This is a genomic window from Halomonas shantousis (genome assembly GCF_054654615.1).
Map to the genome: position 1 here is coordinate 2,535,960 of NZ_BAAIER010000002.1, position 24,427 is coordinate 2,560,386.

At 63.4% G+C, this 24,427-nt stretch carries 25 protein-coding genes; 14 read left to right on the forward strand and 11 right to left on the reverse strand.

All coding sequences use genetic code 11. The features are described from left to right. Nucleotides 1-16 precede the first annotated feature (16 nt). Genes mlaD through ACYQ12_RS12225 form a run of 3 tightly spaced genes read right to left on the reverse strand, consistent with a single transcriptional unit; the run spans nt 17 to nt 2,072 of the window. Nucleotides 17-481: an outer membrane lipid asymmetry maintenance protein MlaD gene (mlaD, locus tag ACYQ12_RS12215; protein WP_459872051.1), complete on the reverse strand. Its 465-nt coding sequence runs from the start codon at nt 479-481 to the stop codon at nt 17-19. Beyond that, a complete protein-coding gene (gene mlaE, locus ACYQ12_RS12220) occupies nt 478-1,260 on the reverse strand; it encodes a lipid asymmetry maintenance ABC transporter permease subunit MlaE (protein WP_459872053.1) in 783 nt (260 codons plus the stop codon). Before mlaE ends, mlaD begins: the two co-directional genes overlap by 4 nt. Further along, nucleotides 1,257-2,072 (reverse strand): ABC transporter ATP-binding protein, encoded by an 816-nt coding sequence (locus ACYQ12_RS12225; protein ID WP_459872056.1) that lies wholly within the window; start codon nt 2,070-2,072, stop codon nt 1,257-1,259. The genes mlaE and ACYQ12_RS12225 overlap by 4 nt, the downstream gene beginning before the upstream one ends. Before the next feature lie 133 nt (nt 2,073-2,205). On the opposite strand from ACYQ12_RS12225, the gene ACYQ12_RS12230 reads away from it, so the two are divergent. The 12 genes from ACYQ12_RS12230 to mgtE all read left to right on the forward strand — a co-directional run bounded on the left by ACYQ12_RS12230 (nt 2,206) and on the right by mgtE (nt 11,756). Beyond that, on the forward strand, nt 2,206-3,159 hold the full coding sequence (locus tag ACYQ12_RS12230) for a calcium/sodium antiporter (RefSeq protein WP_459872059.1): 954 nt from the start codon (nt 2,206-2,208) through the stop codon (nt 3,157-3,159). Nucleotides 3,160-3,190: 31 nt separating this feature from the next. Further along, on the forward strand, nt 3,191-4,171 hold the full coding sequence (locus ACYQ12_RS12235) for a KpsF/GutQ family sugar-phosphate isomerase (protein ID WP_459872062.1): 981 nt from the start codon (nt 3,191-3,193) through the stop codon (nt 4,169-4,171). Nucleotides 4,172-4,182: 11 nt separating this feature from the next. Beyond that, nucleotides 4,183-4,731, forward strand: coding sequence for a KdsC family phosphatase (locus ACYQ12_RS12240; RefSeq protein ID WP_459872064.1), 549 nt, complete (start codon nt 4,183-4,185; stop codon nt 4,729-4,731). Between the two features lie 2 nt (nt 4,732-4,733). Continuing rightward, nucleotides 4,734-5,321 (forward strand): LPS export ABC transporter periplasmic protein LptC, encoded by a 588-nt coding sequence (gene lptC / locus ACYQ12_RS12245; protein WP_459872066.1) that lies wholly within the window; start codon nt 4,734-4,736, stop codon nt 5,319-5,321. After that, a complete protein-coding gene (gene lptA, locus ACYQ12_RS12250; protein WP_459872068.1) occupies nt 5,318-5,833 on the forward strand; it encodes a lipopolysaccharide transport periplasmic protein LptA in 516 nt (171 codons plus the stop codon). The genes lptC and lptA overlap by 4 nt, the downstream gene beginning before the upstream one ends. 69 nt (nt 5,834-5,902) lie before the next feature. Then, a complete protein-coding gene (lptB, locus tag ACYQ12_RS12255; RefSeq protein ID WP_459872071.1) occupies nt 5,903-6,628 on the forward strand; it encodes an LPS export ABC transporter ATP-binding protein in 726 nt (241 codons plus the stop codon). A 154-nt stretch (nt 6,629-6,782) separates the two neighbouring features. After that, nucleotides 6,783-8,216, forward strand: coding sequence for an RNA polymerase factor sigma-54 (locus ACYQ12_RS12260; RefSeq protein WP_459872073.1), 1,434 nt, complete (start codon nt 6,783-6,785; stop codon nt 8,214-8,216). An 83-nt stretch (nt 8,217-8,299) separates the two neighbouring features. Then, entirely contained in the window at nt 8,300-8,608 is a 309-nt protein-coding gene (gene hpf, locus ACYQ12_RS12265) for a ribosome hibernation-promoting factor, HPF/YfiA family (RefSeq protein WP_459872076.1), read from the forward strand. A 9-nt stretch (nt 8,609-8,617) separates the two neighbouring features. Further along, nucleotides 8,618-9,091: a PTS IIA-like nitrogen regulatory protein PtsN gene (gene ptsN, locus ACYQ12_RS12270; RefSeq protein WP_459872079.1), complete on the forward strand. Its 474-nt coding sequence runs from the start codon at nt 8,618-8,620 to the stop codon at nt 9,089-9,091. A gap of 8 nt (nt 9,092-9,099) precedes the next feature. Further along, nucleotides 9,100-9,996 carry an RNase adapter RapZ gene (gene rapZ, locus ACYQ12_RS12275; protein ID WP_459872082.1) on the forward strand — a complete coding sequence of 299 codons (897 nt, stop codon included), beginning with the start codon at nt 9,100-9,102 and terminating at the stop codon, nt 9,994-9,996. Further along, nucleotides 9,983-10,252 (forward strand): HPr family phosphocarrier protein, encoded by a 270-nt coding sequence (locus ACYQ12_RS12280; protein ID WP_459872085.1) that lies wholly within the window; start codon nt 9,983-9,985, stop codon nt 10,250-10,252. Before rapZ ends, ACYQ12_RS12280 begins: the two co-directional genes overlap by 14 nt. Before the next feature lie 148 nt (nt 10,253-10,400). Then, nucleotides 10,401-11,756 (forward strand): magnesium transporter, encoded by a 1,356-nt coding sequence (mgtE, locus tag ACYQ12_RS12285; RefSeq protein ID WP_459872087.1) that lies wholly within the window; start codon nt 10,401-10,403, stop codon nt 11,754-11,756. A gap of 82 nt (nt 11,757-11,838) precedes the next feature. On the opposite strand, the gene pmbA is transcribed toward mgtE, so the two are convergent. Further along, complete coding sequence (pmbA, locus tag ACYQ12_RS12290; RefSeq protein WP_459872089.1) at nt 11,839-13,179, reverse strand: metalloprotease PmbA; 1,341 nt, start codon at nt 13,177-13,179, stop codon at nt 11,839-11,841. A gap of 85 nt (nt 13,180-13,264) precedes the next feature. Here pmbA and yjgA point away from each other — a divergent pair, with 85 nt between their 5' ends. Then, nucleotides 13,265-13,771 carry a ribosome biogenesis factor YjgA gene (gene yjgA / locus ACYQ12_RS12295; RefSeq protein ID WP_459872092.1) on the forward strand — a complete coding sequence of 169 codons (507 nt, stop codon included), beginning with the start codon at nt 13,265-13,267 and terminating at the stop codon, nt 13,769-13,771. A gap of 85 nt (nt 13,772-13,856) precedes the next feature. On the opposite strand, the gene tldD is transcribed toward yjgA, so the two are convergent. The 7 genes from tldD to ACYQ12_RS12330 all read right to left on the reverse strand — a co-directional run bounded on the left by tldD (nt 13,857) and on the right by ACYQ12_RS12330 (nt 23,906). Further along, complete coding sequence (gene tldD / locus ACYQ12_RS12300) at nt 13,857-15,311, reverse strand: metalloprotease TldD (RefSeq protein WP_459872094.1); 1,455 nt, start codon at nt 15,309-15,311, stop codon at nt 13,857-13,859. Continuing rightward, nucleotides 15,308-19,189 (reverse strand): YhdP family phospholipid transporter, encoded by a 3,882-nt coding sequence (locus ACYQ12_RS12305; protein WP_459872097.1) that lies wholly within the window; start codon nt 19,187-19,189, stop codon nt 15,308-15,310. The genes tldD and ACYQ12_RS12305 overlap by 4 nt, the downstream gene beginning before the upstream one ends. A gap of 4 nt (nt 19,190-19,193) precedes the next feature. After that, on the reverse strand, nt 19,194-20,657 hold the full coding sequence (rng, locus tag ACYQ12_RS12310) for a ribonuclease G (RefSeq protein ID WP_459872100.1): 1,464 nt from the start codon (nt 20,655-20,657) through the stop codon (nt 19,194-19,196). 40 nt (nt 20,658-20,697) lie between these two features. Then, a complete protein-coding gene (locus ACYQ12_RS12315) occupies nt 20,698-21,300 on the reverse strand; it encodes a Maf family protein (protein ID WP_459872102.1) in 603 nt (200 codons plus the stop codon). 38 nt (nt 21,301-21,338) lie between these two features. After that, nucleotides 21,339-21,824, reverse strand: a complete 486-nt coding sequence (gene mreD / locus ACYQ12_RS12320) for a rod shape-determining protein MreD (protein WP_459872104.1) — start codon at nt 21,822-21,824, stop codon at nt 21,339-21,341. Further along, the gene (gene mreC, locus ACYQ12_RS12325; protein ID WP_459874514.1) at nt 21,824-22,804 is read right to left on the reverse strand and encodes a rod shape-determining protein MreC; all 981 of its coding nucleotides are present in this window, start codon (nt 22,802-22,804) and stop codon (nt 21,824-21,826) included. Before mreC ends, mreD begins: the two co-directional genes overlap by 1 nt. A gap of 64 nt (nt 22,805-22,868) precedes the next feature. Beyond that, nucleotides 22,869-23,906 (reverse strand): rod shape-determining protein, encoded by a 1,038-nt coding sequence (locus ACYQ12_RS12330; RefSeq protein WP_459872107.1) that lies wholly within the window; start codon nt 23,904-23,906, stop codon nt 22,869-22,871. Nucleotides 23,907-24,136: 230 nt separating this feature from the next. On the opposite strand from ACYQ12_RS12330, the gene gatC reads away from it, so the two are divergent. Further along, the gene (gene gatC / locus ACYQ12_RS12335; protein ID WP_459872110.1) at nt 24,137-24,424 is read left to right on the forward strand and encodes an Asp-tRNA(Asn)/Glu-tRNA(Gln) amidotransferase subunit GatC; all 288 of its coding nucleotides are present in this window, start codon (nt 24,137-24,139) and stop codon (nt 24,422-24,424) included. Nucleotides 24,425-24,427: the final 3 nt, after the last annotated feature.

The window sequence follows — 24,427 nt, forward strand, 5'->3', positions numbered from 1 at the left end:
TCCTTGTAAGGACGGATCAATCCCTGACCATGTTGGACACGAATTGCTGGATGAGTTCTTCCAGCACGAGCGCTTTCTGCGTGTCGCGAATGGTATCGCCATCCGCCAGCGTTTCCGGATCGCCGCCGACACTCAGCCCGACATACTGCTCGCCCAGCAGTCCCGCTGTCAGAATCGCCGCCGTCGTGTCGCGGGAAAGCTTGTCTTCCAGCTCCGCGTCGAGCTCCATGGTGACGCGCGCATCGAACCACTCCTGATCGAGATCCACCGCAGTCACCCGCCCGACGGTCACACCGGCCATGGTCACGCGGGAGCGAGGCTTCAGGCCGCCGATGTTCGAGAAGTTGGCATGCAGGGTGAAAGTATCATCGGGCAGTCCCAACCCCAGCCCACTGACGCGCAGACCGAGAAACACCATGCCGAGGATACCCGCCAGCACGAAAACGCCGACGCCGAACTCCATCATCTTGCTGCGCTTCATCCAAGTTCTCCAAACATCACCGCGGTCAGCACGAAATCCAGTCCGAGCACCGCCAGAGAGGCATAGACCACGGTACGTGTCGTGGCACGGGATATGCCCTCCGAAGTGGGAATAAGATCGTATCCCTGGAATACCGCAATCCAGGTCACCACCAGGCCGAACACCAGGCTCTTGATCATGCCGTTCATAACGTCGTCGAAGAATTCGACGCTGTCCTGCATATTGCTCCAGTAGGACCCCTCGAAGACGCCCAGCCACTGCACGCCCACCAGGTAACCGCCCCAGATCCCCACGACACTAAAGCCCACGGTCAGCAGAGGCAGGGAGACGAAGCCCGCCCACAAGCGCGGCGCGATGACGCGGCGCAGCGGATCGACGCCGATCATCTCCATGCTGGTCAGCTGTTCGGTGGCCTTCATCAGGCCGATCTCTGCCGTCAGTGCCGAGCCGGCACGCCCGGCGAACAGCAGCGCGGCGACGACGGGCGCCAGTTCGCGCAACAGCGATAGCGCCACCATCTGTCCCAGCGCATCCTCGGCACCGAAACCCACCAGAATGGTATATCCCTGCAGCGCCAGCACCATCCCGATAAACAGTCCCGACACCAGCACGATCGCCAGCGACATGACCCCCACGAAATGCATCTGGCGCAGCCAGAGATGGATGCCCTCCCGGGAAGGAACCGAGACAGCCGACTGACCCAGGAACATCGCGGCTCGTCCCAGTGCGTAGAAGACTTCCAGAGTGCCGCGCCCCAACGCGGCGACACGCCGTATCATGTGCGTCTGCTCCCCGTCGACAGGATATCGCTGTAGAAGTCGGGCGCCGGATAGTGAAACGGTACCGGACCATCCGGCTCGCCATGGACGAACTGCCTGACCCGCGCATCCTCGTCGACATTGAGCGTCTTGGGAGTCCCGTGGGCCATCACCTGGCCGTCGGCAATGATGTAGACGTAGTCGGCGATCGTCAGGGTCTCCTTGATATCGTGCGACACCACGATGGCGGTCAGCCCCAGCGCCTGATTGACCCGCTTGATGAGCTGTACCAGCACCCCCATGGAGATGGGATCCTGCCCCACGAACGGCTCATCGTAGAGAATCAGTTCCGGATCGAGCGCCACCGCCCGCGCCAGAGCCACGCGACGTGCCATGCCGCCCGATAGCTCAGCGGGCATCAGGTCGCGTGCGCCTCGCAGCCCCACCGATTGCAGCTTCATCAGGACGATGTCGCGAATCATGGCTTCCGACAGGTCGGTATGCACCCGAATGGGAAAGGCAACGTTCTCGAACACGCTCAGGTCGGAGAACAGCGCTCCACTCTGAAACAGCATGCCCATACGGCGACGCAGACGAAACAGCGCCCGCCGCGATAATCGATGCACATCCTGGCCATCGATACGCACATGGCCCGCATCGGGTGTCAGCTGGCCACCGATCAGCTTGAGCAGCGTCGTCTTGCCTGTCCCGCTGGGGCCCATGATTGCCGTGATCTTGCCCTGGGGGATGCGCAGATCGATGCCACGGAATATTTCGTTCTCTCCGCGCACGAATCGCAGCCCCTCGACCTCGACCAGTACCGGGTCGCTCATACGGCTCCTGTGCTTAACCCAAATAAATTATCGAACATCGTATCCTAACCCCTCTCTTCCCGCCAGCATTCGCCTTGCATCGCAGATGATGAGTGCGTTTAATGGGCAGCCCATTGTCGACGCACGGATTCCCATGCTGCTGCCCCTCATCGCCGTGGTTATCGGGCTGATCGGCCTGGTCTGGAGCGCCGACCGTTTCGTCGAAGGTGCAGCCGCGACGGCATATCGTGCCGGCATGAGCAAGCTGCTGGTGGGATTGACGATCGTCTCCATCGGCACGTCAGCGCCCGAGATACTGGTTTCGTTCATGGCCTCGTTGACGGGCAAGCCCGATCTTGCAACCGGTAATGCCCTGGGCTCCAACATCGCCAATCTGGGGCTGGTGCTGGGCATTACGGCGCTGGTCGCCCCCGTTCCCATCCATGCATCACTGGTACGCCGCGAACTGCCATTGCTGATGGTTGCCACGCTACTGGCCGGCGCGGTACTGATCGACGGCATGTTGGGAATCAAGGAAGGCGTTCTGCTGCTTGCGCTGCTGGCGATAAGCCTATGGGCGTGGATACGCACCGACGCCCCCGGCCACGAGCAGGATCAAGTGCCCAACATGACGCTGGGTCGGGGCCTGACGTGGCTGGTTGTCGGTCTGGTACTGCTATCAGCCAGCTCGCGCCTACTGGTCTGGGGCGCTTCCCACATCGCCGCCGCCTTCGGCATCAGCGACCTGGTCATCGGGCTGACCGTAGTCGCCATCGGCACCAGCCTTCCCGAACTGGCTGCCAGCGTGGCCAGCGCACTCAAGCGCCAGCATGACATTGCGATTGGCAACATCATTGGCTCGAACCTGTTCAACATGCTGATCGTACTGCCCATTCCTGCCCTGCTGTCACCCGGGCCCACGGATCCGCAGGCTCCCACACGCGACTATCCGGTCATGCTGGGGCTGACACTGCTGCTGGGCGCGGCACTCGTCATTCGCCGACACGCGACGCTGGGCCGCCCCACCGGGGCGCTTTTGCTGGCAACCTACCTGACTTACATGACAATTCTCGTGCTGGGTGCCGTGCCGGGAAGCCCTACCACTTGAGTCATTTCTCGCAGGGAGCAACAATCATCGCATGACGACACCTACCGAGCACGACTTCCGCGCCAGCGCACGGCGTACCCTGACACTTGAACAGCAGGCGATCGCCGCGTTGATCGCCAAGCTGTCCGAGGATTTCGATCGCGCCTGTCATCTGGCTCTGGCCTGCCAGGGACGAGTCGTGGTCACCGGCATGGGCAAGTCCGGTCACGTGGCGCGAAAGATTGCCGCCACGCTGGCCAGCACCGGAACTCCCGCCTTCTTCGTCCACCCGGGTGAGGCCAGCCACGGCGATCTGGGCATGATCACGCCCAAGGACGTGGTACTGGCGCTGTCCAACTCCGGCGAGACCAGCGAAGTCATTGCCCTGCTCCCGCTACTCAAGCGCATGGGCGCCCCGCTGATCAGCATGACCGGACGCCCCGCCTCGACGCTGGCCCGACATGCCGACGCCCATCTCGACGCTGGCGTCGAGCGCGAAGCCTGTCCGCTGGATCTGGCCCCGACCTCTTCGACCACCGCGGCGCTGGCACTGGGTGACGCACTCGCAGTGGCGCTGCTCGAGGCCCGAGGCTTCACCGCCGAGGATTTCGCCCTCTCCCACCCCGGCGGCAGCCTGGGCCGGCGCCTGCTGCTCAAGGTCGAGGATCTCATGCACACCGGCGAGCGGCTACCGAGCGTGACGCTGGGCAGCCCTCTGCGCGACGCTCTGCTGGAGATCACCCGCAAGGGGCTGGGATTCACCTGCGTGGTGGACCCGCAGGGACATCTTGCCGGGGTCTACACTGACGGCGATCTGCGTCGTACGCTGGATCAGCATGCCGATCTGCGTACGCTGACGGTGGATGACGTCATGACCCGCGGCGGCAAAACGATCCGTCCGGGTGTCCTCGCCGCCGAAGCGGTACGTATAATGGAAGACAGTCGCATCACTGCCCTCGCGGTCCTGGATGAGCAGGAGCGCCCCATCGGCGCCCTGCACATGCACGACCTGCTGGCTCACGGCGTCATATAAGGAGATAACTCATGGCCCAGGACACGCGTTTATTGGAAAAGGCCCGCCAGATTCGCCTGTTGGCACTGGACGTGGATGGCGTAATGACGGACGGCTCCCTGCATTTCCAGGCGGACGGCCAGGAGATCAAGAGCTTCAATATTCTCGACGGACAGGGCATCAAGCTGCTGCTCCAGAGCGGCATGCAGGTGGCCCTGATTACCGGGCGCGAGTCGCCCATGGTCAGCCGTCGCGCCGACGAACTGGGCATCGAGCATGTCATGCAGCGTCATTCCGATAAACTCAGCGCACTGACCGAGCTACGCCACAAGCTCGGCCTGGAAATGCCCCAGATCGCCTATTGCGGTGACGACCTGCCCGATCTCGCCGCCATCTGTCGTGTCGGGCTCGGCATCAGTGTTCCCAATGCGCCCCACTACATTCGTCAGAATGCCGCCTGGGTGACCGAACGCCACGGCGGCCAGGGTGCGGTGCGCGAGATCTGCGATCTCCTGCTCGAGGCTCAGGGGCATTGGGCATCGGTACTCGACACCTACCTCCACGGCCAGCGCAGAGGCTGATCGTGAGGACGCGGTTCTTTTCCCGCTATCTGCCCCGCATCTGGCTGGTCGTGATACTGGTCGTTCTGGGTGGCATCCTGGCCCTGTTCGAACAGCGTGACGTCATGCAGCCCGGCCCGGTGCCCAGCGACGCAGCAGGTGAGCCCGACTATTTCCTCGAGGGGGTCACCCTGACCCGCTTCGATACCCAGGGCCGTCCTTATCAGCATCTCGAGACACCGAGGCTCGTGCATACCCCGGTCGACGACGTGATTCGCACCGTAACGCCTGAAGCGCGTCTGCTGGATGCCGAATCGCGCGAGTGGATCGCCAGCGCCACTCAGGGGCGGCTTGGCCCCAACGGTCGACTGCTGACGCTCGAAGGCGAGGCACAGCTGCAGCAACCGGGAGAAGGCTGGCGGCTCGACACGCAGGTGCTGCACTACGATAGCGTCGAAGCGCATGCCTGGAGCGATACCGAAGCCGTCCTGCGCCAGCAGGATCAGCGCGTGCGCGGCGAGCGCTTCGACGCCTGGATCAACGAAGAGCGCATGCGCCTGACCGGCGATGTTCGCGGCCATCACCCCCCGCTTGCCAAGGATTCCTCATGATGCAACTTATCACCGCTGCTCTGTCTCTCGTGCTGCTGACGGCCCTTCCCGCGCCGGCTATCGCCCTCGAAGGTGACGCCAGTGCGCCCATTGAGATCGCCGCGGATCGCCTGGAATTGAGCGAGCGCCAGGGTACGGCCGTCTACAGTGGCAATGTCGATATGCAGCAGGGCAGCATGAAACTGCGTGCAGAGCGTGTCGAGATCCAGCGCAACGACAGCGGCCAGGTGACTCGGGTGACCGCCACCGGAGGCGCCGATCGCGCCTATCTCGAGCAGAAGCCGGCCCCTGAGGACCCCGTCGTCAAGGGCTGGGGGAAGACCATCATCTATCATGCCGGCGAACGCCGCGTGGAACTCATCGATCAGGCCGAGCTGCACCAGGGCGGTGACACCTTCAACGGCGCCTACGTGGAGTATTTTCTCGATCGCCGTCAGGTGCAGGCCCGCTCCCAGACTCAGGGCAGCGAGCGCCAACGTGTCCGCATGACCCTGACACCACAGCAGCAGTAACCCCAACGGTCTACCGAGCCGCCCTTGGGCGGCTCGGCAAAATCACGCGCACGACAAGGATGCCTCTTCATGAAGACCCTGAGCGCCACCAACCTGGCCAAGAGCTACAAGGGACGACGGGTCGTTCACGACATCAGTCTGGCGATTCGCCAAGGCAGCATCGTAGGGCTGCTCGGCCCCAACGGGGCCGGCAAGACCACCTCGTTCTACATGATCGTCGGCCTGGTACGCGCCGATGCGGGCAGCGTGCAGATCGACGAGCAGGATCTCTCACGCGCCGCCATGCACAAGCGCGCCCGGGCCGGGATCGGCTACCTGCCTCAGGAAGCCTCGATATTCCGCAAGCTATCGGTGGCCGATAACATCATGGCGATACTCGAGACCCGCTCCGAGCTCGGCAAGACCGATCGCAAGGCACGCCTCGAAGAGCTGCTCGAAGAGTTTCACATCGGCCACATCCGCAACAATGCCGGCATGAGCCTCTCCGGTGGCGAACGCCGTCGGGTCGAAATCGCCCGCGCGCTGGCCACCGAGCCTGCCTTCATACTGCTCGATGAACCTTTCGCAGGAGTCGACCCCATCTCGGTGGGCGAAATCAAGGGCATCATCCGCCAGCTGCGTGACCGCGACATCGGCGTACTGATCACCGATCACAACGTGCGCGAAACCCTCGACATCTGCGATAACGCCTATATCGTCGGTGACGGACGCATCATCGCCGAGGGTCGTACCGAAGCGATCCTGGCCAACCAGCGGGTGCGCGACGTCTATTTGGGCCACGAATTCCGCCTTTAACGGCGTTCCGAACACTACCGGAAGCTTCCGCTTGCCAGTCAATGACATACCACCATACAATCCTGCGTGGCATGATTGTTGCTTACCGCTTGCATGTCATGCTCCACGCAGATAACGTATGTTATTTATCAACGGCAAGTGACCCCACATCACCATGGCCATGAAACCTACGCTGCAGCTTCGTGTCGGCACCCAGCTGACCATGACTCCCCAGCTCCAGCAGGCGATTCAGCTTCTCCAGCTCTCTACTCTGGATCTGCGTCAGGAAATCCAGCAGGCGCTCGAGGCTAACCCCATGCTGGAACTCGACGAGGCCTTTGGCGAGCAGGAAGTCAGCGAGGCTCCGGAAGACGAGTGGGCCAGCGACATTCCCGATGAGCTGGCTCTGGACAGTGAATGGTCGGACACATTCCAGGATGCGGCCCCGGCCGCCAGCGGGCCGGCGGGCAGCGGTGAAGACGGGCCCGATTTCGATCGCAATGCCGCCGGTACGAGCCTGCGGGACCATCTGAACTGGCAGCTGGCCATGGCCGACTTCTCGCCACGGGACCGCGCGATCGCCGAGAGTCTGATCGACGCCGTAGGCAGCGATGGCTATCTCAGCGTGCCGCTGGACGAGCTGACCGAAGGGCTGCATGAGCAGGGTCTCGACGCGCTCAAGCTCGACGATACCGAACAGGTCCTGATGCGGATACAGCAGTTCGACCCTACCGGTGTCTGCGCACGGGATCTTCGCGAATGCCTGTTGCTGCAGCTTGGCAACCTGCCCGAGAACACGCCGCTGCTGCCCCAGACCAAGCGCCTAGTACGCCAGTTCCTCGACGTGCTGGCCGGCAATGACCGCAAACAGCTCAAGCGACGGCTACGCCTGGAAGATGCCGAACTCGACGCGGTCATCGCCATGATCCGCGCGCTCGATCCCCGGCCGGGTCAGGCCTTCGACGACAGCAGCAGCGCTTACGTGATCCCCGATCTCGTGGCTCGCCATGGTCGGGATGGCTGGCGCATCGAACTCAATCCCGAGGCGCTGCCCCGGGTTCGCATCCAGCCCGATTACGCCGCCCTGATCCGCCGTGCCGACAAGAGCGACGACAACATTTTCATGAAGCAGCATCTGCAGGAAGCCCGCTGGCTGCTCAAGAGCCTGTCCAGTCGTAACGACACCCTCCTTCGCGTGGGTCGCGAGATCATGACCCGCCAGTTCGATTTCCTGACTCACGGCGAAGAGGCCATGAAGCCCCTGGTACTGGCCGACATTGCCCAGGCCGTGGACATGCATGAGTCGACCATCTCGCGGGTCACCACGCAGAAGTTCATCCACACCCCTCGCGGCGTCTTCGAACTCAAGTACTTCTTTTCCAGCCATGTGGGCGGCTCGGATGGGGAGGGCGACGCCTACTCCAGCACCGCGATTCGCGCCCGCCTGAAGAAATTGATCGGCGATGAGCCGCCACGCAAGCCGCTTTCCGACAGCAAGCTCGTCGACCTGCTGGCCAAGGACGGCATCAAGGTGGCACGCCGCACGATCGCCAAGTATCGCGAGGCGATGGGCATCCCCTCATCCAGCGAACGCAAGCGTCTCGCCTGACGTGGCCCAACCCAAGCGAAGGGGTATGCAGCAGCATAAAAAGGATTACAATCAAATGGCACCCGTTGGAAAAGGAGCGTGCCATGCAAGTCAACATCACCGGCCATCATGTTGAAGTCAGTGACGCCCTGCGTGACTATATGAATGAAAAACTCGCGCGCCTGGCGCGTCACTATGACGGCATCACCCTCGCCCAGGTAACGCTCTCCATCGAGAAGGAACGACAACAAGCCGCCTGCACGCTTCATGTCGCCGGCGCAGACCTGCATGCCGAAGCTCAGGATAATGACATGTACGCGGCCATCGATGCGCTGGCCGACAAGCTCGATCGCCAACTGGTCAAACACAAGGAAAAAGCTCAGGCACGTGCCCAAGGCACCAGTGCCCGCTAACTCCCTATCATGAGATTGGAAAATATCCTACCCCCCGAGCGCACGCTGTTCGGTGTCACCGGGGGGAGTAAAAAGCGGGTGCTGGAATTCTTCAGCACCTTCATCGCCCAGAATACCCCCAGTCTCGACAGTCAGGAGGTCTTCAGCCGATTGATCGGTCGCGAGCGACTGGGCAGTACCGGAATCGGCAACGGCGTCGCCATCCCTCATGCACGCAACCCGCACTGCAAGACACCGATTGCCGGCTTCCTTCGCCTGCAGACTCCCATCGATTTCGATGCCATCGATGGCGAGCCCGTGGACTTGATCTTCGTCCTGCTGGTGCCGGAGGAAGCCGACGATACGCATCTTGCGCTGCTCGCCCAGGTCGCCGGGGTCATGAACGACGCCACGACCCGCACGAAGCTGCGCCAGGCGGGAAGTCAACGTGAGCTCCACGACATCCTCATCGATGCGATACGTCACTCCGATACCGGCCGTTAGGAAATCCCATGCAGCTCGTCATTATCAGTGGCCGCTCCGGCTCAGGAAAATCCGTCGCCCTGCAGGCTCTCGAGGATCTCGGCTACTATGCGATCGACAACCTGCCCGCCAATCTGCTGGTGGCGTTGATCGGCGAGCTGCAATCCGCGCCACCGGCACGCAGCAACATTGCCGTAAGTATCGATGCACGCAACTTGCCCGAGTCGCTGGAGCGTTTTCCCGGCTTGCTCGAAGGTATCCGCGAACGCGGCATCCATAGCCAGGTCGTCTATCTGACCTCCGATTCCAAGATCCTGCTGGAACGCTACTCGGCTACCCGACGGCGCCATCCGTTGACCCGGGATAGCGAGATGAGCCTGGCCGAAGCCATCGAGCATGAGCAGCACTACCTGACGCCGATCCGTCATCTGGCGGATCTCATCATCGATACTTCCAACCTTTCCGTGCACGACCTGCGGGGCCGTATCGCCGAGCAGGTGGCACGTCACACCGGACGCTCGCTGACGCTGACCTTCGAATCGTTCGGCTACAAGAAAGGTGTGCCCCTCGATGCCGACATGGTGTTCGATGTCCGCTGCCTGCCCAACCCCTACTGGGACCCACGACTGAGGCCTTTCAACGGGCGTGATGAGGAAATCATCCGCTTTCTCGAAGGGTACCCCGACGTCGCCGCCATGGGCGATGACATTCGAGACTGGCTGGAACGCTGGCTGCCGGCCTATCTGGACAGCAATCGCAGCTACCTTACCGTGGCCGTAGGCTGCACCGGGGGACAGCATCGCTCCGTCTATCTGGTCGAGCGACTGGCCCGGCACTTTGCCGGCCACCTGTCTGGCGTTCGGCTACGCCATCGTGAACTGGGCATTCAGAGCACGCCACAGGATTCCTCCAGTGCCCCGTCGTGAGCTGACATTGATCAACCAGCGCGGGCTGCACGCTCGCGCGGCAACCAAGCTGGTGCAGTGCTGCCAGCCCTACCAGGCACGCGTGAGCGTGACGCACGGTACGCGAGTCGCCGATGCGGCCAATATCATGTCGTTGCTGATGCTGGCCGCACCTTGCGGCACGATCCTCGAGATTCATGCCGAAGGCGAAGACGCCGACGCCGCCATTGACGCACTGGAAGCACTGTTCGCATCCCGCTTCGAAGAAGACGCCTGATTCCCCGACTGACATCGGCAGCGTCGGCCTGGCCGAACATCGTTTCTTTTCCCCTCGCCTGTCTCGCCGACGATGATAGAATCGGCGCAGCGAAAGCGTACTGCAAGCGCACCCCATCCCAGCGAGAGTCGACAGAAGGTGTCTCTGCATGAGCACGAACCCCGATAAGCTTCAGCCCCGACTGGCCAGGCTCAATGAGGCACTGGAGAGCGGTGCACTGGATCAGGCTCGGCGCATGCTCAATCGGGGGCTGGCACCCGTGGATGTGGCACATCTGCTGGAGTCGACGCCTCCGCGCGAACGCAACCTGCTCTGGGAGCTGATCGACCCCGACCTGCAGGGCGAAGTGCTGCAGTATCTCAACGAGGACATCCAGACCGAGTTTCTTAACCGAATGGACGCGGAACAACTGCTTTCCGCAACCGAAGGGCTCGATGTCGATGATCTGGCCGACCTGTTACAGCGTCTCCCCAATACCGTGATTCTCGAGGTTCTCCAGTCGATGGAGACTCAGGAACGCCAGCGTATCGAGACGGTGCTGTCCTATCCCGAGGACACCGCGGGCGGCCTGATGAACACGGATACCATCACCATCCGCCCCGATATCACCCTCGATGTGGTGCTGCGTTACCTGCGCCGCCATGAGCGTCTTCCCGACTCGACCGACACCCTATTGGTCGTGACCCGTCGGGACGAGCTGATCGGTACTCTGCCGATCAACCTTCTGCTGGTATCGGATCCCTCGATGTCGGTACGTGAAGTCATGGAGACCGATGCGGTGGCCATCCAGGCGACGGCGGCGGAAACCGAGGTGGCCACGCTGTTCGAGAAGTTCGATCTCATCTCCGCGCCAGTGATCAGCACCGATGGCAGGCTGCTCGGACGCATCACCATCGATGACGTCGTCGACGTCATTCGTGGCAACGCCGAGCATCGCGTGATGAGCATGGCCGGCCTCGACGAGGAGGAAGACACCTTCGCTCCCGCGCTGCGCACCAGTCGGCGGCGCGCCGTATGGCTGGGCATCAACCTGATCACCGCCTTCATGGCCTCGGCCGTCATCGGCCTGTTCGAGACGACCATCCAGCAGGTGACGGCACTGGCCGTTCTCATGCCGATCGTCGCCAGCATGGGAGGAATCGCCGGCTCCCAGGCCCTGACCGTGCTGATCAGGGGGATCGCCCTGGGGCACGTTTCGGGCAGCAACATCCGCTGGCTGCTCAATCGCGAGCTCATCACGGGGATGCTCAACGGCGCTCTCTGGGCCCTGGTCGTGGCCGGCATCGCGATCGTCTGGTTTAAGGATCTGACGCTGGGCTGGATCATCGGCACGGCGGTGATCATCAATCTGCTCACCGCAGCGCTGGCCGGCACTCTGCTGCCCGTCATGCTCAAGAAAGCCAAGATCGACCCGGCCCTCTCGGGCAGCGTCATCCTGACCACCATCACCGATGTCATCGGCTTCATGGCGTTTCTTGGCCTGGCCACGCTGTTCTATCTCTGATTTGCCGGGCCCGACTCACGAAACCTCTCATGCAACGCCCCGCTGAAGCGGGGCGTTGCATGGTTTGCCAAGCGATCTCCCATCATTCTCCGGCGACGGTCATCTCCCCGATCAGCCAGCTTCCGGTATGTATGCTGCCGCGGGTGTCGACATCGTTGCCCACGCCCGCCAGGTTGGCGAACATGTCGCGCAGATTGCCAGCGATGGTGAACTCTTCCACCGGGTGCTGAATCCTGCCGTTCTCGACCCAGAATCCTGCCGCACCGCGCGAGTAGTCGCCACTGACGGTATTGACGCCCTGCCCCATCAGCTCGGTGACCAGCACACCACGCCCCATACGGGCAAGCAGTTCGTCATGCGACGCCAACGGGGCCTCCAGACGCACGTTGCGCGCCCCGCCGGCATTTCCCGTGGTGGTCATGCCCAGCCGCCGGGCACTGTAGGCCGACAGCATGTAGCTGGCCAGTCGGCCACTCTCGATGAAGCGGTTGTCGCGCGTGGCCACGCCATCATTATCGAAGGCCGCGCTGGCCATCGCACCCACCTCGCGCGGCCTCTCCTCCAGGCTGAACCACTCGGGAAAGACCATCTCGTCCAACTGGTCGCAGAGGAAGGAGGCCTGACGATAGAGCGATCCGCCAGCGATGGCGCTGAGGAAATGACCGATCAGCCCGCTGGCCAGTTCGGGCGCGAATAGTACCGGCAGACGGCCCGTCGCCGGACGCTTGGCCCCCAGGCGCCTGAGCGTTCTTTCGGCAGCGCTTCGCCCGATCTCCTCCGCACGACGCAGTTTGCTCGGGTCGCGCTCACTGGAATAGTCGTAGTCGCGCTGCATGCCCTTGTCGTCGCCGGCAATCAACATGCACGACAGCGAATGACGGCTACCCCGCTGGCTGCCCAGAAAGCCGTGACTGTTGCCATAGACGCGCACGCCCTCACCGCTCGACAGACTTGCCCCGTCGGAGTTGGTGATACCGGCCACGTCACGCCCGGCCGCTTCGCATGCCAGCGCCCGCTCGATGGCATCCTCCGTGCTCAGGCTCCAGGGATAATGCACCTTGAGGTCGGGAAAGTCGGTCGCCATCAATTCCGCCTCAGCCAGCCCCGATGCCGGGTCCTCGCCGGTATAGCGCGCAATGTCCAGGGCCTTTTCCACCGCGGCCCGGATCGACATTTCGGAGGCATCCGAAGAGGAGGCGCTGCCCTTGCGCTTGCCGACGTACACCGTCACGGCGATGCCCTGATCGCGCGACAGCTCGACGGTCTCCACCTCTCCGAGGCGGACGCTGACACCAATGCCCTGATCGACGCTTGCACCCACCTCACAGGCGTCGGCGCCCAGCTGCTTGGCCAGCTCAAGGGCCTGCGTGACGCGGGATTCCAGACGCGCCTGCTGCTCGAAAGCATCGAAAGCCTGGCTCATGGTGTGCTCCTGTATTCTTGCCCTGATGGGAAAGGGGGGCGGGCTGATATACTGTCCCGCTCTCCCCAACGATAATGGTAGTGGAATGTCATTCGATCACCCCGCCGACCCGGACGGGCGGCCGAGCAAAACCCAGCGCAAGCAGGAAATGCACGCTCTGCAGGCGCTGGGCGAAAGAATTATCGCGCTGAACGACGCCGAGCGCGCCCACCTGCCGCTGTCGGACGACATGCTGGCTGCCGTGGAGGAAACGTCACGGATCCGCTCCCACGAAGGGCGCCGTCGCCACATGCAATATGTCGGCAAGGTGATGCGCGGCGAGGATCTGGAAGGCATCCGCAACGCCTTCGAGGCCTTCGACCAGGAAAAGGCACGCCGCGACCAGAGCTTCCACCGGCTCGAGAAGTGGCGTGACCGGCTCATTGCCGAAGAATCCGAAACCGTCGAAGCCTTCATTGCCGAATATCCCGATGTCGACCGCCAGGCCCTGCGCCAGTTGATTCGCAATGCCAAGCGTGAGAATGAACTCGACAAGCCCCCGACCAACGCCCGCAAGCTGTTTCGACTCCTGCGCGACACGGCAGGGCTGTAGTTCGCTGCAGGCTGTAATCCGTCGGCTTGCCGGCGTCCAGCAGATGCCATGATGGCATGGCGGGGTGCCGGCAAGCCGGATGTGCTCAGGACTGCGTGCCGCCGACGGTCAGCTCGTCCAGCTTCAGCGTCGGCTGACCGACCCCTACCGGCACGCCCTGCCCCTCCTTGCCGCACACCCCGATTCCGGTATCCAGCTCGAGATCGTGGCCGATCATCGAAACGCGCCCCATGGCTTCGGGACCGTTGCCGATCAGGGTGGCCCCTTTCACCGGAGCGGTAATCCGCCCGTCCTCGATCAGATAGGCCTCGCTGGCCGAGAACACGAACTTGCCGGAGGTGATATCAACCTGCCCGCCACCGAAGCTGACCGCGTAAATGCCCCGCTTGACGCTCTTGATGATCTCCTCGGGGTCGTGCTCACCCGCCAGCATGTAGGTGTTGGTCATGCGCGGCATCGGCAGATGCGCATAGGATTCACGACGGGCGTTGCCGGTAGGCGCCATGCCCATCAGTCGGGCGTTCAGCTTGTCCTGCATGTAGCCGGTCAGGATGCCATCCTCGATCAGCGGGGTATAAGCTCCCGGCGTCCCTTCATCATCGACGGTCATCGAACCGCGCCGATCGGGCAGCGTGGCATCATCGACCACCGTGACGCCGCGTGCCGCCACCCGCTGGCCCATGCGTCCGGCAAAGGCCGAGCTGCCCTTGCGGTTGAAATCCCCCTCCAGGCCATGCCCCACCGCCTCGTGCAGCAGGATGCCCGGCCAACCGCTACCCAGCACGACCGGCAGCTGCCCAGCCGGCGCATCGACGGCCTCGAGGTTAACCAGGGCCTGACGCACCGCCTCCTTGGCATAGCGCTCGGCAACCGCCTCGTCGCGCAGGCGCGACATGGCATAGCGCCCGCCGCCGCCGGCACTGCCGCGTTCGCGTCGACCGTTGCGCACGGCGATGACGCTGACATTGAAACGTACCAGCGGGCGGATGTCGGCGGCCAGCGTCCCGTCACTGGCGCGCACCAGCACCACCTCGTATTCACCGGTCAGCGATGCACTGACCTGGGAGACGGCGGGATCGGCGGCGCGGGCGGCACGATCCGCCTCCTTGAGCATGGCAATCTTGTCCTCGGCGGACAGTCCGGTCAGCGGGTCCGTGCCCGCGTAGCGTGACACGGCCAGGGGCGAGCTGACTTCCTGGATTCGCTGGCGGGCGCCACTTCTGGCGATTCCCGAGGCGGTACGTCCGGTTTCCGCCAGTGCCTCGGGGGTGATCTGGTTGGAGTAGGCGAAGCCGGTCTTCTCCTCAGCCAGGGCGCGTACGCCGACACCGCCATCGATGTTGTAGCTGGCATCCTTGACCTCGCCGTCCTCCAGCACCCAGCTCTCGTGCCAACTGCGCTGGAAATAGAGATCGGCATAGTCGATGCCGGGCCCCATGGCATGTTCCAGGGCCGCATCCAGCGATGCGATGTCGAGGCCGCCGGGGACAAGGAGGGTGGAAGTCGCCTCGTTGAGGGCATTGTCACGCTGTGGCGTCATTGGACACTTTCCTGGGTGATCTGCGGCGACGACCAGGGGCCGTGCACGCGATAGTGAATCTGAGTGGCCTGGTCAAGCCAACGACCGAAGACCTTGTGGGCGACGAACAATCCGGCACCGATCTGTGGCGCCCCGACCAGCAGAGCCGCCAACGGCAGGTTCTGGCTGACCGGGACGGTAATGCCCAGCCGCAGGTCGAGAAGCTGTCTGAGCAGGTCCACTTCGCCTTGCAAGGAGAAATGGGTCGCGACACCATCGATTTCAACGGCATCCTGCGTTTCCAGCCGGCCATCGTAGAGCGTCGCACGGCCATCGACACTGTTGAATGCAGTGCCCTGCCGGGTCACGTCGCTGAAATCCAGGGCCAGCCGCCGCAAGATATTGTCGAAGTTGAGCAGCCCGAGCAGCTTGGCGGATGCCGAGTCGACATTGCGAAACCGTCCGTTTCTCAGCTCCACGCCCAGACTGCCGCGCGAACGCTCCAGAGCAAACTGCCAGGGAGCGCCCGGCCAAGCCAGTTGGGCATCCAGGCTGGCCTGCTTGCTGGTCAGGATCGGGGGCTGGCCCAACGCTTCCAGCGTGCGTTCGACATTCGTTCCTGTCATGTCGAGTCGGGCCCGGGTCAGACTGGCAGCCTCTCCCGACGCCTCCCAGGTCAGTTCCCCGCTGGCCGTCATGTCATCTATGACCAGCGTTAGCGGTGCTACGTTCAATCGCGCGTCGGAGGCTTCCCAACGGGCATCCAGAGGTCCAAAGGTAGCCTCGTTGTATTCGAGCGTCGCCACGCGCAGCCGACCGGCCGGCAGCATTCCGAGAGACGCAGGAAATGGGGCGGATGTGGGCGCCACGGCAATCTGCTCGGTCAGGGTGATAGGCGCGGTATCTTCCCGAGTGGTCGCAGCCGCCTCTTCCGCTGGCAATAACGCATCCAGATTCAGGCGTGTCAGCTCCACGTCGATGGGCGTATCCGCCTGCCCGGACCACTCTGCGCGGCCTTCGCCGAGGGAGCCGGCAATCGACAAGACCCAGTCCTCGCCACGCGGCTGGGCGTTGACTTCCATACTGCCCAGACAGCGCTCGACGTAAAGACACGGCGTCGACACGCTGACGCCCTGCAGCATGCCGGGCCTTGAGGTCAACTCATCAGCCAGCTCGTCGCGCTGGCTCGGCAGGGCGGTGACATCGATGCCGGAGAGCGCGTCTGCCCACTGCTGCGGATTGATGCTCGCCGGCTGCCAGGCCACTCGCCACCCCGTTCCCTCCGGCCAGCGGGGAGATTGCGGCTGTTGCTCCAGCCATACCTGCCCCTGCTGAAGCTCCCCGACATGGCGCCAGCGCGCCGTGGCCCAGTCATCGAGAGCCACCTGACCGCTGCCTGCCGCGATATCCGCATTGATGATGAGTGCCACCTCGTCGCTCGCTTGTTTGCCGAAGGGGGGCGGGAGATGGATCGCCAGCCCCTGCAGATGACTGGTGAGCTTGAGCGTGGCGTTATTGGATGTGTCGAAGGCCACATCGGCCCGATAGGGAAAATAGCCCGACAGCAGGGATTCCGCGCCGGCAAGCCCCGCCCAGTCAAGTAGCCCGCGGGCCAGGGCGCGACCTTCGATGCGGATACCGCTGCCTCCGACGTCGAATTCCGCCTGAAGCGGTCCCTCGAACGCTCTGGCGCCGAGCGTCCCCGTCAGGATGTCCTGCTCATCTTGATGGTGATAGTGCAGTTCGCCATTGATACCGTCCAGGGCCAGCTCGGGCTCCTGAAACGCCAGATGCCCCTCGGCGATACGGCCTGTTGCATCGACCTCCACCGCTTCGGGCGTCTCGATGGGCAGAGCGATGTGCAACTCGGCATCCACCTGGCCTTGGCTCTCCCACTCGGCAAAGGTTTGGCTCAGTTCCTCCAGAGGAGCCGCCGCCAGGAAATCGAACAGGGCTCCGCTGTTGCCCGCCACCTCGCCGGTGACCGTCAACTGCTCGTCCTGCATCGTCACGAGCCCGTTGCGGGCCTGAAGCCCCATGGCACTCGCCTGCTCGATCTGCGCTCGTAGCGTCTCGTTCTCCAGCATCAGATGGCCGGCAACGTCCTCGAGCACCGGCCACTCGGGGGCATACTGCAAGCGGCCCTTGACGATATCCAAGGCAAGCGACAGACGATCGTCGGGATTGGCGAACATCTCACCCTCGGGAGCCTCGCGCCGGGTCAGGGTCTGCGACAGGGAGAGCCGTCCCTCGGTGACGAGCCCGCCCATATCGCCCGACAGCCACTCCTGCAGTTCGGGCTCCAGCACTCGGGTGGGTAGCCAGTCGATGAGTGGCGTCTGGCGGGCATCGACATTGGCGAACGTTAATTCGAGGTCGAGATGGCCAGGCCCCGCCTCCTGTAGCGCCACGTCGAACTGACCTTTGGCGTCCGCCCCGTGCCAGCCTGCCCGCAGCTTCCGGCCTTCGAGGTCGGCTCCACCATCCACGAGATGCCATGCCACTTCACCCCGGCCGTAGTCGAGATCGAGCGGCGCGGCAAATACCTCGGGAAAGGCCAGCTGCATGCCATCCTCTCCCCGAAACTTCGCCGTCCCGTCACGCCCTTCGAACTCCACCCAGGCATCCAGCGGCCCGCCTCCCGGCACGCCGTCCCAGGCCGTGGCCTGCGCGCCGAGCAGGGCAACCCGGCCCTGCCAGACACCCTGCCGACGTCCCAGCTCGGCACCTTCGATACGGCCCTGGGGAGAGAGCTGAGTCAGCGCCCGATCGAGCTGGGCAGGCAGGGGTAGCATCAATCGCCAGGGATCCAGGGATTGCAACTCGAAGGCAGTGCTTCGCACCCACCACTGCCCGGTATCCCAATGTGCGGTCAGCTGCGCCGGCCAGTGCGACTCGGTATCTTCCTCACGGCGCAACGACAGGCCGTTGACCCAAGCGTCCCAGCTATCGTCCTCGGCTCGCATGGCCTGAGCACGCAGTCCCAGATCGCGCAGCTTGATGTCGGTATCGCGAACCGCATCCGCCAGGGTCAGCTCGGGCACGTCCAGGCGCAGGCGGACATCCTGTGCCTGGCCATCCTGCCAGCGAGCCCACAGCGTGGCCTCACCCTCCACGTGCTGAAGCGAGAAACGCTCCTGAGCCGTCAACACCCGCCCCAGCGCCAGCAGGCTGCCGGCATTCATGTCCACCTGCAGCGCGGCATTGAAACGCCCCCGTCCCTGCTCACCCGGCAGGACTTCCAATACCGTGCTCAGCGCGGTGTCCGGCTGGCCTTCGACCTGCAACACGCCTTCAAGATGGGCCCGCCCGGAACCGCCCGTGAGCAGCAGGCGTGGCGCCACCAACGTCACCGTTTCATCCAGCCCATGCATCAGCACCCGCACCTGCTCGATCTGAACCCGCTGACGCAGCAGTGCCTCGACCCAGAAGTCGATCTGCTCCACGTCGACAGGAAGATCCAGAGGATCGGAATCCGGCATGTCCGCCTCACCCGGCCAGTTCCAGGAATGATCCGCCGCCTGGTAGAGGTGCAACGTGACGCGCTCGGCATGAGCATCGGCAATCACCGGATAACCGGCGCCCAGCGACGCCAGGGTGTCGAGGCGTACCTGCGCCTCCTCGATATCGAGCAGGGGCCGATCGTTCCCTTCGACCTGCGAGGTCATGTGCAGATGACGCATGCCCAGCGCGGGGTCCAGTCTTTCGAAGCGTCCCTCGAGGGACTCGAGCTGAACATCGGCAGCGAACTGGCGGGACAGCAGCGTCTCGATCTCGTCCCGATAATCCCCGATCAGCCCCATCGCCAGACGCAGCAGCAGCAATACGACGGCAATACCGACCAGCCCCAGGGCCAGCAGTGTCAGTGCCCAGCGCTGCAGGAGGCGAAAGGCACTCATGGCATCACATCAGCACGATGTCGTACTGCTCCTGCGAGTAACGTCCCTCGACCTGAAAACGGATAGTCTTGCCGATAAAGGCTTCGAGATCCGCCACGGCGGCCGACTCTTCGTCGAGAAGGCGATCGACGATCGGCTGTGAGGCCAGCACCATGTAGGTATCGGGACTGTAGGCGCGCTCCTCGCGCATTATCTCGCGGAATATCTCGTAGCACACCGTCTCCGGGGTCTTGAGCGACCCGCGTCCGTGGCAGGTCGGGCAGGGTTCGCATAGTGTCTGCTCCAGACTTTCGCGGGTACGCTTGCGAGTCAACTGTACCAGCCCCAGCTCCGTCACCCCGGTAAGCTTATTCTTGGCATGGTCACGCTCCAGTGACTTCTCGAGCACACGCAGCACCTGACGCTGATGCTCGGGTTCTTCCATATCGATGAAATCGATGATGATGATGCCGCCGAGGTTGCGCAACCGTAGCTGCCGCGCGATCGCCGTGGCCGCCTCGAGATTGGTCTTGAAGATGGTTTCCTCGAGATTGCGGTGCCCGACGTATCCCCCGGTGTTGACGTCGATGGTGGTCATCGCTTCCGTCTGGTCGATGACCAGATAGCCCCCCGACTTGAGCTGGACCTTGCGCCCCAGGGCCTTCTGGATCTCATCCTCGACGCTGTAGAGATCGAAGATGGGACGCTCGCCCGGATAGTACTCGATGCGCTCCTCGATACCGGGCATGAATTCGCTGGCGAACTCCTTGAGTCTGACGAAGTTCTCCCGCGAGTCGATACGCACCTTCTCGATCTCGTCGCGCATGACATCGCGCAGCGTACGGATGAACAGCGGCAGGTCGTCATAGATGGGGCTGGGCACCGGCGCGGTGATCTTGCGCTCGCTGACCTTGCGCCACAGACGCAGCAGGAAATGCATGTCGGCGCAGAGCTCCTCCTTGCCGGCCCCCTCTGCCGCCGTGCGAATGATGAAGCCCCCCGGCACCTCACCGTCCTGCTCGGCATGGCACTCCTCGACAAGGGCCCGCAGCCGCTCGCGCTCACGCTCGTCCTCGATGCGCTGCGAGACACCGGTATGGGGGGAATCGGGCATGTAGACGAGATAGCGGGACGGTACCGAAAGGTGCGTGGTCAGGCGCGCGCCCTTGGTGCCGATCGGGTCCTTGGTGACCTGAACGATCAGCGACTGTCCTTCATGGAGAAGGTGATTGATCGAGACATGCTCGTCGGGCGGCGTATTCGGCGGCAGCACCTCATGCACATGAATGAAGGCGGCACGCTCCAGGCCGATATCGACGAAGGCGGCCTGCATGCCCGGCAGGACCCGCACCACCTTGCCCTTGTAGATATTACCGACGATTCCCCGACGCCAGCTACGCTCGATGAAGGCTTCCTGCAGCACGCCATTCTCGACGACGGCAACCCGGGTCTCCATCGGCGTCAGATTGATCAGAACCTCACCGCTCATGCAGGAATCCTTATGCTGGCTGTCATGTGCTATCCCAGGATTATGACATAGCTCGCCGCCCCGCCCACAGCGGCACTCCCTGAGCCTCGAGCAGCCTCGCCGTCTCGAACAGCGGCAAGCCGACCACCGCAGAGTGACTGCCTTCGACATGCGCAACGAATATCGAGGCCAATCCCTGAATCGCGTAAGCTCCCGCCTTGTCGGCGGGCTCTCCCGTGGCCCAGTAGGCCTCGATCTCCTCACTCGACAATTCACGCATCGTGACCCGCGTCGTCACGCAGGTATCGAGGAGTCCCCGAGGTCCATGTACCGCAACCGCGGTCAACACCTCGTGCGTGTGGCCCGAGAGCCGCATGAGCATGTCACGGGCGTGCGCCGCGTCACGCGGCTTGCCCAGGATACGCCCGGCATGCACCACGGCGGTGTCCGATCCCAGCACGGGTAGCCGGGAATGCCGGGCTCCCGCCGAGGCCTTGGCGCGTGCCAGCCGCACGACATAATCGCCGGGAGGCTCGTCGGGGCGAGGCGTTTCATCGATGTCGGCGGGCGCCACTTCGACAGCGACGCCGATCGACGCCAGCAACTCGCGACGTCGTGGTGACGCCGAGGCCAGGCATAATACGGGATGCGGAGATTCATCCATGACGAGCTCCTGAAACGACGCGAAGAGTTGACGTGAATTCAGGCGATATCGAGACGTCGACGCAGCGCCTGCAGCATCGTGAACAGCCATGGCCACAATACCGACCCGATCAGCGCCGGCAGAAGGAAGGCCAGATGGATCGACACCGGCCCGAAGATCGTGCGCAACCACTGCTCGATCAACTGCACGATCCCCAGCAGCACGAAGATCATCACCGCCTGCTGCCAGATGCTGTAGGCACGCAGGCGTTGATAGAGCAGTAGACACATGTAGGCCAGCAGCGACAACGTCAGGGCATTCTGCCCTAGCGGAGCTCCTTCGATCAGGTCCAGCAGGATGCCCAGAATGAACCCGTGGAACACCCCGACCCGCTGCGGCGTGGCGACGCACCAGTAGGCCAGCATCAGTCCCAGCCAGTCCGGGCGCCACATCAGCCAGGCATCCGGCAGGGGCATGACCTGCAGGCAGAGCCCCAGCAGCAGGGTCAACCAGATCGTCGCCACACCGGACAAGCGCTTCGCCATCAACCCGCCTCCTCAGTGCTGGCCGCCGGGGCCTGCTCGTCGTTTCCTGACGCATCACTGCCCTGGGCATCACTGCTCTGGGCATCACTTTCCGGCACATCATCGGCGCCGGGCGTCCGAGAGGCGTCAGCCTCGTCCTGATCATCGGGAAAGGAAGGCACGGGAGGGGGAAACAGCAGCAGGAAATGGCGCGAGCGTTCGGGCTGGGCCAACGGCGCGGCTTCCACCCGGGCGAAAGGCTCGTGGGGCTGCTGCGTCACATTGACCACCTTGGCCACCGGATACCCCTGCGGGAAGCGCTCGCCCAGGCCGGACGTGACCAGCAGGTCGCCCTCGCGGATATCCGCTGTGGCAGGGACGTGGAGCACGTTCAGCGTATCGAACTTGCCCGTGCCCTGGACGATGAAGCGCAGCCCGTTGCGATTGATCTGTACCGGCACGGCGTGGCTGGCATCCGCCACCATCAGCACCCGACTGGTGTAGGCGGATACCGCCGTGATCTGCCCGATCAGACCCGAGGCATCCATTACCGGCTGGCCGATATAAGCACCGTCGCGGTAGCCCCGGTCAATGACCATCTGCTGTGTGAAAGGATCGGAATCCAGCGCCAGGAGTTCGGCAGTGATATAGGGCACGTCGCCGCGCTCGGCGGCATGCAACAGCTCGCGCAGGCGCACGTTTTCCGCCGTCAGGCTGGCCATGCGCTGGGCCCGGTGAGACAGGGTCAACAGCTGCTCGCGCAGACGCTGATTCTCCTCGACCAACTGACGCTGGTCCGAAAGCACCAGCGCCCCCCAGGACAGCATCTCGCTGGGCTGGCTGACCGCCCATTGCACCGGCGCCACGACCGTCGTCAGTTGGGAACGCAACTCTTCCATGATGGGAAAGCGATGTTCGGCAAACATCAACGCAAAGGCCATGACCGCACACAGCAGCATGCGGTAACTGGGCACAGGGCCGTGCGTGAACAGAGGTTTGATAGGCCTTCCCCCCGCAGGCCGACGACCACCGGTACGCTCGCGTCACCCGTGGTCGCGGTCAGATTCAGTCGCTGGACAGCAGCTCGAAGGTATGCTGATCGATCATTTCCAGCGCCTTGCCGCCACCTCGTGCCACACAGGTCAGCGGATCCTCGGCGACGATGACCGGCAGGCCGGTTTCCTCGGCGATCAGCTTGTCGATATCGCGCAGCAGCGCGCCACCGCCCGTCAGCACCAGGCCACGCTCGGCGATATCGGAGGCCAGCTCCGGCGGGGACTGCTCGAGCGCGCTCTTGACCGCCGCGACGATGGAGGACAGCGGGTCCTGCAGCGCATCGAGGATCTCGTGAGAATTGAGCGTGAAGCTGCGCGGTACGCCTTCGGCCAGGTTGCGGCCGCGAACGTCGATTTCACGCAGTTCGCCACCGGGGTAGGCGCAGCCGATCTCCTCCTTGATGCGCTCGGCCGTGGCCTCGCCGATCAGGCTGCCGTAATGGCGGCGCACGTAGGCGGTGATCGACTCGTCGAAACGATCCCCCCCGACGCGGATCGACTCGGAATAGACCACGCCGTTCAGGGAGATGATGGCGATCTCCGAGGTACCGCCCCCGATGTCCACCACCATCGAGCCCTGCGCTTCCTCGACCGGCAATCCGGCCCCGATGGCGGCCGCCATCGGCTCCTCGATCAGGAACACCTCGCGGGCGCCCGCGCCTTCGGCGGACTCCTTGATCGCGCGACGTTCGACCTGAGTCGACATGCAGGGCACACACACCAGCACCCGAGGGCTCGGTGTCAGGAAGGTGCTCTGGTGAACCTTGCGAATGAAGTGCTGCAGCATCTGCTCGGTCACGGTGAAGTCGGCGATGACGCCGTCTTTCATAGGGCGAATGGCCGTAATGTTGCCCGGGGTACGTCCGAGCATGCGCTTGGCGTCGACGCCAACCGCCGCGACACTGCGCATGTTGCCCGATTGGCGGATAGCGACCACTGACGGCTCGTCGAGTACGATACCGCGACCGCGCACATAAATCAGTGTGTTGGCGGTTCCCAGGTCGATCGACAGATCGCTCGAGAACAGCCCCCGTAAACGTTTAAACATGGAAGTCTTTCACCTAGTCCAGACCGGAACCCTGTGCGGACGCAAACGGTATCATTGCGGGGGGAAGGCAGCAAGCGAGAGAGCCTGTCAGTAAAGGCGAGATATGATAACTTTCTGTGTCTATTTCAACAGAAAGCTTTGCCAGCCCGTTTTATTCTGCCGGCCAGGCGGCACACCACTCGCGGTATTTATGCAGAACATTTCCATGCAGAACAAGGGACAACCGATCTATGGCGCTTGAACATGCAGACGTGCTACGGGCAGCGCACCTCGCCCGCATAGGCCTTGGCGATGACGAAGCTGCCGGATACGTGGATGACCTGACGCGTATCCTGGAGATGGTCGATCGTCTGCAGGCCGTCGACACCCAGGGCGTCGAGCCTCTCGCGCATCCGCTCGACATGACACAACGGCTACGGGCCGACGAAGTGACGGAAGCCGATCGTCGCGAGCACTACCAGGCTCATGCCCCGGCCGTCGCCGACGGGCTGTACCTGGTGCCGCGCGTCGTCGAGTAATTC